Raw genomic sequence first — 11,633 nt, 5'->3', positions numbered from 1 at the left:
GTTTTTTATCTGGCGGCTATCGCTGTCGCTGGTTTGGAGGGAATGATGTTTGGCAATCTGGGAAAAGCAGGCAAATATTTAGGCCAGGCGGCGCGTATGCTGGTTGGCATGCCAGATTATGATACCTATGTTCAACATATGCAGACCAACCATCCTGATAAACCGATGATGACTTACGAAGAGTTTTTCCGTGAGCGTCAGCAGGCACGTTATGGCGGCGATGGTAAAGGCGGAATGCGTTGTTGCTAGTCGCACGAGTCGTCAGTTAGCCGAACAAGCTGTCAGGAAAATCATGAGCTGCTAGCCATCGCGGGTTAGCACTGCAGGAGTCGTTATGTCTCAACCCCTTTATGTCACGATACTGACCGGTTTTTTAGGTGCAGGTAAGACGACTTTGTTGCGTCATATCCTCAATGCCGATCATGGTTACAAGATTGCCGTCATTGAAAACGAGTTTGGTGAAGTCCCCATTGATAATGTATTAATTGGTGAACGAGCGAGTCAAATCACGACCTTGAGCAATGGTTGTATCTGCTGTAGTCAGGCAAACGAGTTAGCCGATGCGTTGCTTGATCTTCTGGATGGTGTCGATAGCGGTAAACTGGATTTTGACCACGTCATCATTGAATGCACAGGGATGGCCGATCCCGGGCCAGTGGCCCAGACTTTTTTCTCTCATGAAGTGATCTGTGAACGTTTTGTCTTAGATGGCATTATTACGCTGGTGGATGCCGTACACGCGCAGCAACAGCTTGATCAGTTTACCATTGCCCAATCACAGATCGGTTATGCCGACCGTATACTGATAACTAAAACCGATATTGCAGGTGAAGATGAGGTATTGATTCAGCGTCTCCAGCGTATCAATGCACGAGCGCCGATTTACCCCGTGATACAGGGTGATATCGATCTGGGCGTGCTGTTCAATATTGAAGGTTTTATCCTCAATGATAAGTTGGCGGTGAAAACGCCGGTATTCCGTTTTATTGCACCTGCGCAGAATGATGTTCACTCGATTGTCGTGTATCTCGATAAGGCCGTTGAACTTCAGGCGGTTTCCGATGTAATGGAAAATCTGCTTCTGCAATTCTCTGATAATTTGCTGCGTTATAAAGGCATCCTGGCTATTGAGGGTGATAACCGGCGTCTGTTGTTTCAGGGCGTTCAACGTTTGTATAGCGCTGACTGGGATAGAGAATGGCAGCCTGATGAAACAAGAAAAAGCGTACTCGTATTTATTGGTGTGGATTTACCCGAGCAGAATATTCGTGACGCGTTTGCTCGCCTGATGGAATAACGCCATTTTCTTATTCGGGCTGGTTGTTTAGGCCAGCCCACTTGCCATACAACCTGCTTTTTTCCTGTCTCCTGCCCTGTCTGTGTAGCACATTGTCTGGATTGATATCTATTACCGATCGTTTTCTCTGATTGTAAATGGTGCAATTGCACGAAAAAAATCCTACCTTATTGTAATTATTACGAATACATCTAAAACGTGATCGCCTTTCGTTTTTTAATGGAATATGAGTGGTATTTTATTAAAACGATATTTCATTTTTTAGTGAGGTTAAGTATGCGTAATGGTCTTGCCCTGTCGTTAATGGCTTCCTGCATCACATTGGGTATTCAAGCGGGTGCGGCACAAGCGGCCAGCTCAGTAAAATTCCCTGATAAGGTGTGTGACGTAACGCAATACGGGGCCGAGGGCCACCGCTTACAGATCGCACTAAATACGCAAGCTTTCCAGAAAGCGATTGATGATTGTGCGGCGACGGGCGGTGGAACGGTACATGTTCCTCGTGGAAACTATCTGGTCGATCCGCTGTTCCTGAAAAGCAACATCAGACTAGATTTGGCAAAGGACGCGACCATCGTTGCGTCGACCGAAGAAGCCGCGTATCGGGCGACAGAAAAAACTAAATATGCTGAAGCGGAAAATGGCTGGCTTCCTTTTATCAGCATTGCGGATGCTCAGAATGTGGCGATCACTGGTCAAGGAACCATTGATGGGCAAGGCGCTGTCTGGTGGGAGCGCTGGCGTGCCAATATTCGTGCCACTGGCAAGAAAGGCGGCACCGACCGCCCACGTCTGATTTATATCAAAAGTTCAAGCAATGTGCTGGTGGACGGCGTTACGTTAACCCATTCCCCGAGTTTCCACGTTGTGATGCGTTATTCGCATGATGTGGATGTGAACGGCACACGGATTCTGTCGCCGTGGCATGCGCCAAATACGGATGCGATTGACCCGATCGACAGCCAGAACATCCGTATTACCAACAACTATATCGACTGTAATGACGACCATATCGCGATAAAGGCCGAGAAGCCGGATAGCCGCTTCCCGAACGGCGTCGTGGATAATATCTATATCGCCAACAATATCCTCAAGCAAGGGCGAGGTATCTCCATCGGTAGCGAAACTTCCGGTGGCGTGAATAATGTGCTGGTTGAAAATAACCAGTTCGAAGGCTCCATGTACGGTATTCGTATAAAAACTAATCGTGGTAAAGGCGGAGAGGTGAAAAATATTACCTATCGCAATACCAAGATGGTGGATGTCGAAATTCCGCTGGTCTTTGCCGCTTACTACAAAGCTGCGCCAATCGTGCAGGCTGAGGTAGACAAGATGTTGGCCGAAGGCGGCTTCACGATGGGTGAGCAGATTTACCCACCAGATACCGATCCTGCGCAGCCGTTTGATCAGTACAAGACGCCACATTTCAGCAATGTGACCATCGAGAATCTGGAGTCGACTGGCAAGACTAAGGCCGCGGCATACATTATTGGCGTGCCGGAAGCGCCGCTCAGCGGTTTCCATTTTGCTAACGTGCGTATTGATGCGGATAAAGGCATTCGTGTCAGGAATGCAGAACTGCAAACCAAAGGTCTGACGCTGAATGTGAAAGAAGGGTCGGCGATGCAGTTGGATAAAGGGGCGAAAGTCGATCGGTAATCTGTTATGAAGCGGTAGCAGGGGACACACTGGCCGTGGAGTCCTCTGCTATCTGCTTCACTTTAATTCTGTATTAATTCGGCGTGATCAATCGAGCTTGGCAATATCAGCAAAGGTCGCGCGTAATAAACGCGCCAAATCATCAGCGGCGAGTTCAATATCCAGTCCCCGTTTACCGCCAGAAATAAAAATAGTACCAAACTGGCGAGCCGGTTCATCAATGACGGTTGGCAGCAATTTTTTTTGCCCTAACGGGCTAATGCCGCCGACCAGGTAACCTGTGACCCGTTGAGCAATCGCCGGGTCAGCCATATCGGCTTTTTTTGCAGATAGCGCTCGGGCGACTTTCTTTAAATCCAACAGTCCGGCAACGGGCGTTACGGCGACGGCCAGATTTTTCGCATCACCATTCAGGGAGACCAGTAGCGTTTTATAGACTTGATCTTTATTTAATCCCAGCTTCTTTGCAGCTTCTTCACCGAAATTGGTTTCTTCACTGTCGTGATGGTAACTGTGTAGCGTAAACGCGATTTTGTTTTTTTCGAGTAACTTAACTGCGGGTGTCATGATCCAAATATCCTTACGGGCGGCGTTGCGCTCAATTTGCCTGTAATAAGGCGGGTAAGTTGTCATCGCCATATAAATGCAGCGCACCGACGGCAACAACATAATGACCAGCAGGTAACGCCTGAAGTTGTTTTTGCCAGCGGCGATTCCGCTGGTTCATTAATAGATCAGCCATTTCATGGCTGAAGGTTGCCGGCATTTCTGGAGGAAGAGCGTCAGGTGTGCGGTCTAACCACCAGCCAATCATGGTTTGCAACAGTCGGGCGTTGATATGCCAATGTTTAATCGTATCTTCCAATAGCCGTAGTCCACCCTGTGGCAATTGCTGCAATAATGCAATCTGTGTTTCTTGCCCTTCAAGCTCAATGATGGGTAACCCCTGAGATTTTGCCGCAATAATCAGTTGGTAATCAATGCCGTAGTCGGGCCTGAGCCCTAACCTCTGAGCTTGATGCGCTTGTAACAGGAGTGCTGCCTGCCAGGCCGGTAAATGGTCGATACTTTGCTCGCTGAGCGGCAGTGATGCACAAATTTGCTGTAGCTGTTCATAATCTGCCGTTTCCAGCCTTTGTGACAGCGGGATTTCGTTTTCCATTGTTCCAAAGGGAGAACCAACACTGGAAATGTCAGCCTCAACAATCAGCGCCGTAGCGTGTCGTAGCTGTTGTAGTAGTTCTGGAGGGAGAGGGGACATATCCTGGCTCCCCATATGGATACTGCCAACCAAATGAAACTGACGCTCATTTGCGAGTTGAATATCGATAGCAGGATAGGCATAAGCCAGCGGCGAAATAAAACCAAGAAAAGTCGCTATGCTACGCAGTAGTGGCCTCATAAATTCCGTCTCCTGATGTGAGTAACACTATGCTAACTAAACACTAAAGCTATGCTAAACGCTAAAGCAACCAAGTTGTACTGGTTATCGGATGAAAAGCCTTAATAGTGGCAAAAAAGGGCTGAAGATAATCAGCCCTTATACATCGGAGGAAAATCACTGACTACCGGATGTATTTCCCTTCCTCTGGAAACATTTGCCGATGATGTTTTCAGGATTTAGGTTTGAAACGTAACAGTCGGTTAGCGTTGCTGACCACGGTAATGGATGACAGTGCCATTGCAGCCCCGGCAACGACAGGACTGAGTAGCGTGCCTGTCAGCGGATAAAGTACGCCAGCTGCAATGGGAATACCGAGTGAGTTGTAAATAAATGCACCCAATAGATTCTGCTTCATGTTACTTAGCGTCGCTTTGGACAGTGCGAGCGCATCGGCAACACCGTGTAGACTGTGGCGCATCAACGTAATAGCTGCCGTTTCGATGGCAATATCGCTGCCGCCACCCATCGCAATGCCCACATCAGCCTGTGCCAGAGCAGGCGCGTCGTTAATACCATCTCCAATCATGGCAACTCGCTTTCCCTGAGCCTGGAGTTGCTTGATCGCATCGGCTTTGCCATCAGGTAACACACCGGCGATAACCTGATCGATTCCAGCATCGTTAGCAATTGCTTTTGCAGTCAGCGGGTTATCTCCTGTCAGCATCACTAACTGGTAACCTTGTTGATGCAGACGTTGCAACGCGGTAACGCTATCTTGCCGGAGCGGATCCTGAATAGAGAAGACGGCGATAAGGCGATCATCTGCTGCCAGCAGCACTGGCGTCATTCCCTGTTGGGCCTGCCGGTTAATTAGATCTTCCCCTGCGCTGATGTCGATTTGGTGTTGTTTGAGTAAGGCCGGATTTCCCAGTAGCAGTGATTCGCCATTAATTTTTCCGCTAACGCCGAGCCCGCGCAAGGTGCGGAACTGTTCAATATCGTGCAGTGATAGCGTTTTAGCGCGTTCAACCAATGCTTTAGCCAGAGGATGATTGGAGCCTTGTTCCAGCGAAGCAGCCCAGTTCAGTGCCTGTTGTTCACTTATTGAACCAAACGTATGAATAGCAACAACACGTGGCTGGCCTTCTGTTAGCGTACCGGTTTTATCAAACACCAGCACATCCAGATTACTGGCTTGTTGTAATGCGTCGGCATCTCGTACCAGCACGCCCAGTTCTGCTGCCCGGCCGACTCCGGAAATGATCGACATCGGCGTAGCCAGCCCAAGTGCGCAAGGGCAGGCAATAATCAGCACGGTTGTGGCAATTACCAACGTGTAGACGATTTGTGGTTGGGGGCCAATGAAATACCAGATTGCACCGCTGATGATGGCAATGGCGACGACGACGGGTACAAAGATGGCAGAAATGCGATCCGCTAGCTGGCCGATAGCGGGTTTGCTGCTTTGTGCCTGCCTGACCAAACGGATAATCCGCGACAGCGTAGTCTGGTTACCAATCGCATCAGCCCGAAATAGGGCGCTACCGTCGGATACCAGAGTGCCTGCGTGTAATGCATCACCTTGTGCTTTCTGTTGAGGAATCGGTTCTCCCGTCAGCATGGCTTCATCAACCCACAGCTCTCCTTGTTGAATTTCGCCGTCAACAGGAATGCGATCGCCCGTTGTCAGTCTCAGCATCATGCCAGCCTGTACGTCTGATAATGGGATGATTTTCTCGCCGTCTGGTGTAACGACACGAGCGCTTGGCGGCGTTAAATCCAGCAGGCGTTCCAACGCGTGTGAGGAACGTTGACGCGCTCGTTGTTCCAGTGCATGTCCAAGATTGATGAGACCGATAATCATGGCGCTGGCTTCATAGTAAAGATGTCGCGCTTCCATCGGGAAGCTATCTGGCCACACATTGACGGTAATAGAATAGAGCCAGGCGGCACCCGTACCGAGGGCAACCAGCGTATCCATCGTTGCGCTGTTATTTTTCAGGCTACGCCAAGCGTTACGGTAGAAATGACCTCCGGCGAAAATCATGACAACCAGCGTCAATAAGCCAACGACCAGCCAGGGGGTACGGCTTGCAGGGGTCAGTGCCATGCTGCCGCCTAACACGCCCCATAGCATCAGCGGTACGCCCAATAGCAAACCTAACGCAGCCTGCCATTGAAAACGTCGTATATTTTGTTGTGCCGTTTCCTGCTGACGAGCGCGTCGCTCGTCTTCATCCTGAATGATCTCCGCGCCGTAACCAGCTTGTTCAACCGCCGCAATTAAGGCTTCATGTGTGACATGTCCACTGACCAATGCACTACGTTCCGCCAGATTGACCCTTGCCTGCGTCACGCCTTCAACGTGTTGTAATGCATGTTGAACACGATTAACGCAACTGGCGCAGCTCATACCTTGCAGTAGGAGCTGGACGCTATCATCATCGTTATCTCTTGCATTGGGGATAGTGGCCGGAAGAGGATTCTGTGCCGCTGGCAGCGCTTCCGACTCGATCGCTACCTGTGCCAGCGGCTCAGTTTTTGGGTGGGAAACCTCAATGCTGCTGGCTTGATAACCGGCTTCTTCAACGGCCTTTATCAAGGCGCTGGCGTCAACCTCACCATATACATTCGCTTGTTCTTTTGATACTTCGGTGGCAACGACGCCAGGGACGGCTTCCAACGCTTTACGCGTAGACGCGACACAATGGTTGCAACTCAGGCCTGACAGTTGTAAGGCGACATCCGGTGTGGTTGCTGGGCTGGCTTCATAGCCAGCTTGCGTAATGCTAGCAATTAGTGTCTGTGCGTCTGCGCTACCGGTGATCTTGGCGTAATTTAGTGAGACATCGGCCTGTTCGACATTGGGCAATGTTTCCAGCGTCTTTTTTACACGTTGCACACAGTGCCCACAGGTTAGGCCCTGCAATGACAATACGATGGTTTGTGACATCATCTTTCCTCTGGTTAGCACAACAGCGAAAATCCTTGCCGTTGCGCGATAGCGACTCGTTATGATGAAGGTTAAACCTTCCTGCAAGGTAAAGGTCAAGAGGTTTAATGCTATACCCGTCATACTTCAAGTTGCCTGTGCGTTGGCTACGTTCAGTCACCCGAATCACTTACTCAAGTAAGCTCATCGGGATTCCTTCACTTGCCGCCTTCACGCAACTCGAATTATTTAGGGTATATTTTAACGATGGTGAAGGAAACGCTGGGACAGGGGGATGTCAGGTGAAGTTCGAAAGCAACCGGGCGAGAGAAGAGGTGCCCGGTTGATGGTGAACCGTTGAGTGATTAACTCTGAATCATCAGGGATGGCCTGACGTTCGGGTAATGAATGATTGAATCAGCCTATTTGCTTCGGTTTCCGCCCGGCGATTTAAATAATAAAAATAAAGAACCGAACCGACAAATGCACCGGCATACGCAATAACCGCCCATAACTGTTCGAAGATAATCATAGATAAATTTCGTGCCATACCGGCAATGTCGAATTCAATATTGAAGTATTTAAGATAGCGGTCTGGTATGAAAAAAAGAGAGAAAATAAGAACAGGCATGGCGAAAATGCCGGTCAGGATATTCACCTTGCTTTTTTTGGCATGTGTTGAGGCGTAATCTGTGCCGCCGAGATAACGTTCGATCTCAATAATTTGTTGAAAAAGATCGTCTTTCGACGTAACAGGAACATTGTAACGTTCAATGTGTTGGTGGAGCTCTTTAAGAAGTTGTGCATTATCCAGCGACTTGCCGAGTGTACTGATTAATCCCATAATAGTTTTTTTCTTTGTTGATAATGACCAGCTTGCCGCATTCCGTCGCAAGCACCAATGAAGCCGAGCGATTTTACACGAACAGATTTTTTCGTCATCTTTCTTAACAGGGAAAATGTTGGGGGGAAATCATGAATATCAGCGATGTGGCAAAAAAAACCGGGCTTACCAGTAAAACGATTCGCTTCTATGAAGAGAAAGAACTGCTGACTGCGCCGTTACGTTCTGAAAATGGTTATCGCAGCTATGATAATCATCATGTTGAGGAATTGACGCTGTTACGTCAGGCCCGCCAGGTGGGCTTTACTCTGAGTGAATGCCGGGAACTGGTTATGTTATTTAACGATCCGTTGCGGCGTAGTGCAGATGTTAAATCGCGGACTTTGCAGAAAGTACAGGAAATTGAAGCGCACATCGAAGAGTTGAAAGTGATGCGCGAGCGCTTATTAATGTTAGCGGAACAGTGTCCGGGAGACGGTGGAGCGGATTGTCCTATCATCAACAATCTGGCGGGATGTTGTCATTCAGGGGGAAACCCGTCCCCTGAATGACGGGACAACATTCGATCAGGCCGTTGTAACCGGGCGTACATGTAACGTGATGCCTTCAACGGCAATCACTTCAATGTGCGTCCCCGCAGCTAAATCCTGTTCCGATTTGATGCGCCAGGTTCCATCTCCAATGCGGACTCGTCCGAATCCATCGACGATAGGTTCACTCAATGTCGCACGTAAACCAACGAGCTGTTGTCCGCGCTGGTTTAGTGAGCTTTGCGGTTGCGCTAACGTTCTCTTGCGTAACCAGTACCACCAGAGTAGCGCGGTGATAATGGTTAGCACGGCAAATGCACTGCCTTGCCACGGCCATGAAAACGGCATGACCCAGACAAGCAGCCCAACTAAGATGGCAGAAATCCCACTCCAGAGTAGATAGCCACTGGCACCCAGCATCTCAGCAGCCAATAACAGGCCGCCGAGCGACAGCCAGAACCAGTGCGCATTTTCCATCACCAGTTCAATACCCATTATTTGCTCCGACTGTCTTTACTGTCTTTGATTAATTCGGCGATCCCGCCGATGGCACCCATCAGATTGCTGGCTTCCAGCGGCATCATGATGACTTTACTGTTATTGGAAGAACCAATTTGTTGTAGCGCATCGGTATATTTTTGAGCGACAAAGTAGTTCACCGCCTGAATATCACCGGCAGCGATGGCCTCAGACACCATTTTGGTTGCCTGTGCTTCTGCTTCTGCCGCACGTTCACGCGCTTCGGCTTCAAGGAAGGCTGATTGACGTAAACCTTCGGCTTTCAGGATCTGTGACTGTTTTTCCCCTTCGGCTTTCAGGATCGCTGCCTGACGAACCCCTTCCGCTTCGAGAATATCCGCACGTTTGTTACGTTCTGCTTTCATCTGCGCATTCATGGCCGCAATGAGCTCAGCGGGTGGGCGCACGTCGCGGATTTCAATACGCGTGATTTTGATGCCCCACGGGTTAGTCGCTTCGTCCACGATATGCAGCAGACGGGTGTTGATGCTATCGCGTTGAGACAGCATTTCATCCAACTCCATGGAACCCAGAACGGTACGAATATTGGTCATGGTCAGGTTAACGATAGCCTGTTCCAGATTACTGACTTCATACGCCGCACGTGCAGGATCGATGACCTGAATAAAGCAAACGGCATCAATAGTGACGTTGGCGTTATCTTTAGAGATGATTTCCTGTGATGGGATGTCTAACACCTGTTCCATCATGTTGATTTTGCGACCGATACGATCCATGAACGGGATGACAAGATTCAGACCAGGCATCAATGTTTTGGTATAGCGACCAAAACGTTCCACAGTCCATTGATAGCCTTGCGGTACGATCTTGATGCCGGACCAGACGATAATCAGGGCGACAACGATCAATACGGGAATGACGGTTAACATTTCTAAAACCTCCAGGTTGTTTTAAATAAGGCGAAAGACAGTTTCAGCGCATAGTGTAACTTAGTGGATAGTGCAACTTAGCAGATAGTGTAACCCACTTGGGAAAGAAAGCAGGCAGGAAATACACCTGTTGGCGCGATTGCATAGCAGAACAAGGATGTGAAACTCGGAAAACTAGATATCAAGTTCGATGTCGTCCAGCGGTATACAACAACATGGCAAAATTTCATCCTGTTGAATGCAGGCCAATGGCGTGTGGTGGTATGCCACCTTACCTTTTACCAACCGTAAGCGACAGGAACCGCAGTAGCCAGAGCGGCACTGGTATTCAATACTGACACGGTGGGATTCCAATTCCTCTAACAGGGAATGACCATCGTCTGAACAGGAAAACTGCGCACCTGACGTGCGCAGTGTGATGATTGGATTACGCATGGGTTATAGTTGGAAATCGCTTAAGTCATCATCGCTGATTTCTGAATCGATTTGACCGACCAGATAGGAACTGACTTCCACTTCCTGCGGAGCAACCTGTACATTATCGGATACCAGCCAAGCGTTGATCCACGGAATGGGGTTGGTACGCGTTTCAAATGGCAGCGAAAGACCAACGGCCTGCATCCGGATATTGGTAATGTATTCTACATACTGGCACAGAATGTCTTTGTTCAAACCAATCATTGAGCCATCGCGGAATAGGTAATCAGCCCACTCTTTTTCCTGCTGTGCGGCGAGAACAAACAGGTCATAGCATTCCTGCTGGCACTCTTCAGCAATTTGAGCCATATCGGGATCATCATGGCCGCCGCGCATCAGATTCAGCATATGCTGCGTGCCGGTCAGGTGTAATGCTTCGTCACGGGCAATCAGTTTGATGATTTTGGCGTTGCCTTCCATCAACTCACGTTCGGCAAAGGCAAATGAGCAGGCAAAACTCACGTAGAAACGAATTGCCTCTAGTGCGTTGACGCTCATCAGGCACAGATACAGTTTCTTTTTCAGTTCATACAGGTTAACGGTAATCGTTTTCCCGTTAACCTGATGTGTGCCTTCGCCCAGCAGATGGTAATAGCTGGTCATTTCAATCAGTGAGTCGTAGTAACTGGAAATATCTTTCGCGCGTTTCAGAATCTCTTCATTGGTCACGATATCGTCAAACACCAGAGACGGATCGTTAACGATGTTACGGATAATGTGAGTGTATGAGCGAGAGTGGATCGTTTCGGAAAACGCCCAGGTTTCGACCCAGGTTTCCAGTTCTGGGATGGAAATCAGCGGTAGCAGTGCGACGTTGGGGCTACGTCCCTGAATTGAATCCAATAGTGTTTGGTATTTCAGGTTACTGATAAAAATATGTTTTTCATGCTCGGGTAACGCCTGGTAGTCGATGCGATCGCGAGAGACATCAACTTCTTCAGGACGCCAGAAGAAGGAGAGCTGTTTTTCAATCAGTTTTTCAAAGATTTCATATTTTTGCTGATCGAAACGAGCAACGTTAACCGATTGGCCGAAGAACATTGGCTCAAGCAATTGATCGTTTTTATTTTGTGAAAAAGTGGTATAGGCCATGAATCTCTC

12 protein-coding genes are annotated in these 11,633 nt (G+C 48.9%); 4 read left to right on the top strand and 8 right to left on the bottom strand.

Going from position 1 to position 11,633, the window contains the following annotated elements; translation table 11 throughout:
* The first annotated feature begins 45 nt into the window (after positions 1 to 45).
* The 3 genes from ACKPVM_RS01875 to ACKPVM_RS01865 all read left to right on the top strand — a co-directional run bounded on the left by ACKPVM_RS01875 (position 46) and on the right by ACKPVM_RS01865 (position 2,956).
* Positions 46 to 249, top strand: coding sequence for a YbdD/YjiX family protein (locus ACKPVM_RS01875; RefSeq protein ID WP_109052933.1), 204 nt, complete (start codon positions 46 to 48; stop codon positions 247 to 249).
* An 85-nt stretch (positions 250 to 334) separates the two neighbouring features.
* A complete protein-coding gene (yjiA, locus tag ACKPVM_RS01870; RefSeq protein WP_409306441.1) occupies positions 335 to 1,297 on the top strand; it encodes a GTPase in 963 nt (320 codons plus the stop codon).
* 276 nt (positions 1,298 to 1,573) lie between these two features.
* Entirely contained in the window at positions 1,574 to 2,956 is a 1,383-nt protein-coding gene (locus ACKPVM_RS01865) for a glycoside hydrolase family 28 protein (RefSeq protein ID WP_409306440.1), read from the top strand.
* Positions 2,957 to 3,043: 87 nt separating this feature from the next.
* Here the strand turns inward: ACKPVM_RS01865 and ybaK are convergent, their stop codons facing one another.
* The 4 genes from ybaK to ACKPVM_RS01845 all read right to left on the bottom strand — a co-directional run bounded on the left by ybaK (position 3,044) and on the right by ACKPVM_RS01845 (position 8,116).
* On the bottom strand, positions 3,044 to 3,523 hold the full coding sequence (ybaK, locus tag ACKPVM_RS01860) for a Cys-tRNA(Pro)/Cys-tRNA(Cys) deacylase YbaK (protein WP_409306439.1): 480 nt from the start codon (positions 3,521 to 3,523) through the stop codon (positions 3,044 to 3,046).
* A 31-nt stretch (positions 3,524 to 3,554) separates the two neighbouring features.
* Positions 3,555 to 4,358: a TraB/GumN family protein gene (locus ACKPVM_RS01855; protein WP_409306438.1), complete on the bottom strand. Its 804-nt coding sequence runs from the start codon at positions 4,356 to 4,358 to the stop codon at positions 3,555 to 3,557.
* Positions 4,359 to 4,569: 211 nt separating this feature from the next.
* Positions 4,570 to 7,293: a copper-exporting P-type ATPase CopA gene (gene copA / locus ACKPVM_RS01850; protein WP_409306500.1), complete on the bottom strand. Its 2,724-nt coding sequence runs from the start codon at positions 7,291 to 7,293 to the stop codon at positions 4,570 to 4,572.
* 358 nt (positions 7,294 to 7,651) lie between these two features.
* The gene (locus tag ACKPVM_RS01845; RefSeq protein WP_409306437.1) at positions 7,652 to 8,116 is read right to left on the bottom strand and encodes a DUF6097 family protein; all 465 of its coding nucleotides are present in this window, start codon (positions 8,114 to 8,116) and stop codon (positions 7,652 to 7,654) included.
* 131 nt (positions 8,117 to 8,247) lie between these two features.
* Here ACKPVM_RS01845 and cueR point away from each other — a divergent pair, with 131 nt between their 5' ends.
* Complete coding sequence (cueR, locus tag ACKPVM_RS01840; RefSeq protein WP_409306436.1) at positions 8,248 to 8,667, top strand: Cu(I)-responsive transcriptional regulator; 420 nt, start codon at positions 8,248 to 8,250, stop codon at positions 8,665 to 8,667.
* Between the two features lie 15 nt (positions 8,668 to 8,682).
* On the opposite strand, the gene ACKPVM_RS01835 is transcribed toward cueR, so the two are convergent.
* The 4 genes from ACKPVM_RS01835 to nrdB form a co-directional block, all read right to left on the bottom strand.
* Entirely contained in the window at positions 8,683 to 9,141 is a 459-nt protein-coding gene (locus ACKPVM_RS01835) for an NfeD family protein (RefSeq protein WP_409306435.1), read from the bottom strand.
* The gene (locus tag ACKPVM_RS01830) at positions 9,141 to 10,055 is read right to left on the bottom strand and encodes an SPFH domain-containing protein (RefSeq protein ID WP_409306434.1); all 915 of its coding nucleotides are present in this window, start codon (positions 10,053 to 10,055) and stop codon (positions 9,141 to 9,143) included. The genes ACKPVM_RS01835 and ACKPVM_RS01830 overlap by 1 nt, the downstream gene beginning before the upstream one ends.
* Before the next feature lie 174 nt (positions 10,056 to 10,229).
* Complete coding sequence (gene yfaE, locus ACKPVM_RS01825) at positions 10,230 to 10,490, bottom strand: class I ribonucleotide reductase maintenance protein YfaE (RefSeq protein ID WP_409306433.1); 261 nt, start codon at positions 10,488 to 10,490, stop codon at positions 10,230 to 10,232.
* A gap of 3 nt (positions 10,491 to 10,493) precedes the next feature.
* Positions 10,494 to 11,624: a class Ia ribonucleoside-diphosphate reductase subunit beta gene (gene nrdB, locus ACKPVM_RS01820; protein ID WP_409306432.1), complete on the bottom strand. Its 1,131-nt coding sequence runs from the start codon at positions 11,622 to 11,624 to the stop codon at positions 10,494 to 10,496.
* Positions 11,625 to 11,633 lie beyond the last annotated feature (9 nt).

It is taken from the genome of Pectobacterium hainanensis (assembly GCF_046237015.1).
Taxonomy (GTDB): domain Bacteria; phylum Pseudomonadota; class Gammaproteobacteria; order Enterobacterales; family Enterobacteriaceae; genus JBJYIN01.
The sequence above is the reverse complement of the archived record's forward strand: the minus strand, read 5'-3'. Positions and strand labels throughout refer to the sequence as shown.

Bases quoted from the DNA above. Each gene is read 5' to 3' on its own strand.
- ACKPVM_RS01875 (WP_109052933.1), top strand. From the start codon at position 46: ATGTTTGGCAATCTGGGAAAAGCAGGCAAATATTTAGGCCAGGCGGCG.
- yjiA (WP_409306441.1), top strand. From the start codon at position 335: ATGTCTCAACCCCTTTATGTCACGATACTGACCGGTTTTTTAGGTGCA.
- ACKPVM_RS01865 (WP_409306440.1), top strand. From the start codon at position 1,574: ATGCGTAATGGTCTTGCCCTGTCGTTAATGGCTTCCTGCATCACATTG.
- ybaK (WP_409306439.1), bottom strand. From the start codon at position 3,523: ATGACACCCGCAGTTAAGTTACTCGAAAAAAACAAAATCGCGTTTACG.
- ACKPVM_RS01855 (WP_409306438.1), bottom strand. From the start codon at position 4,358: ATGAGGCCACTACTGCGTAGCATAGCGACTTTTCTTGGTTTTATTTCG.
- copA (WP_409306500.1), bottom strand. From the start codon at position 7,293: ATGTCACAAACCATCGTATTGTCATTGCAGGGCCTAACCTGTGGGCAC.
- ACKPVM_RS01845 (WP_409306437.1), bottom strand. From the start codon at position 8,116: ATGGGATTAATCAGTACACTCGGCAAGTCGCTGGATAATGCACAACTT.
- cueR (WP_409306436.1), top strand. From the start codon at position 8,248: ATGAATATCAGCGATGTGGCAAAAAAAACCGGGCTTACCAGTAAAACG.
- ACKPVM_RS01835 (WP_409306435.1), bottom strand. From the start codon at position 9,141: ATGGGTATTGAACTGGTGATGGAAAATGCGCACTGGTTCTGGCTGTCG.
- ACKPVM_RS01830 (WP_409306434.1), bottom strand. From the start codon at position 10,055: ATGTTAACCGTCATTCCCGTATTGATCGTTGTCGCCCTGATTATCGTC.
- yfaE (WP_409306433.1), bottom strand. From the start codon at position 10,490: ATGCGTAATCCAATCATCACACTGCGCACGTCAGGTGCGCAGTTTTCC.
- nrdB (WP_409306432.1), bottom strand. From the start codon at position 11,624: ATGGCCTATACCACTTTTTCACAAAATAAAAACGATCAATTGCTTGAG.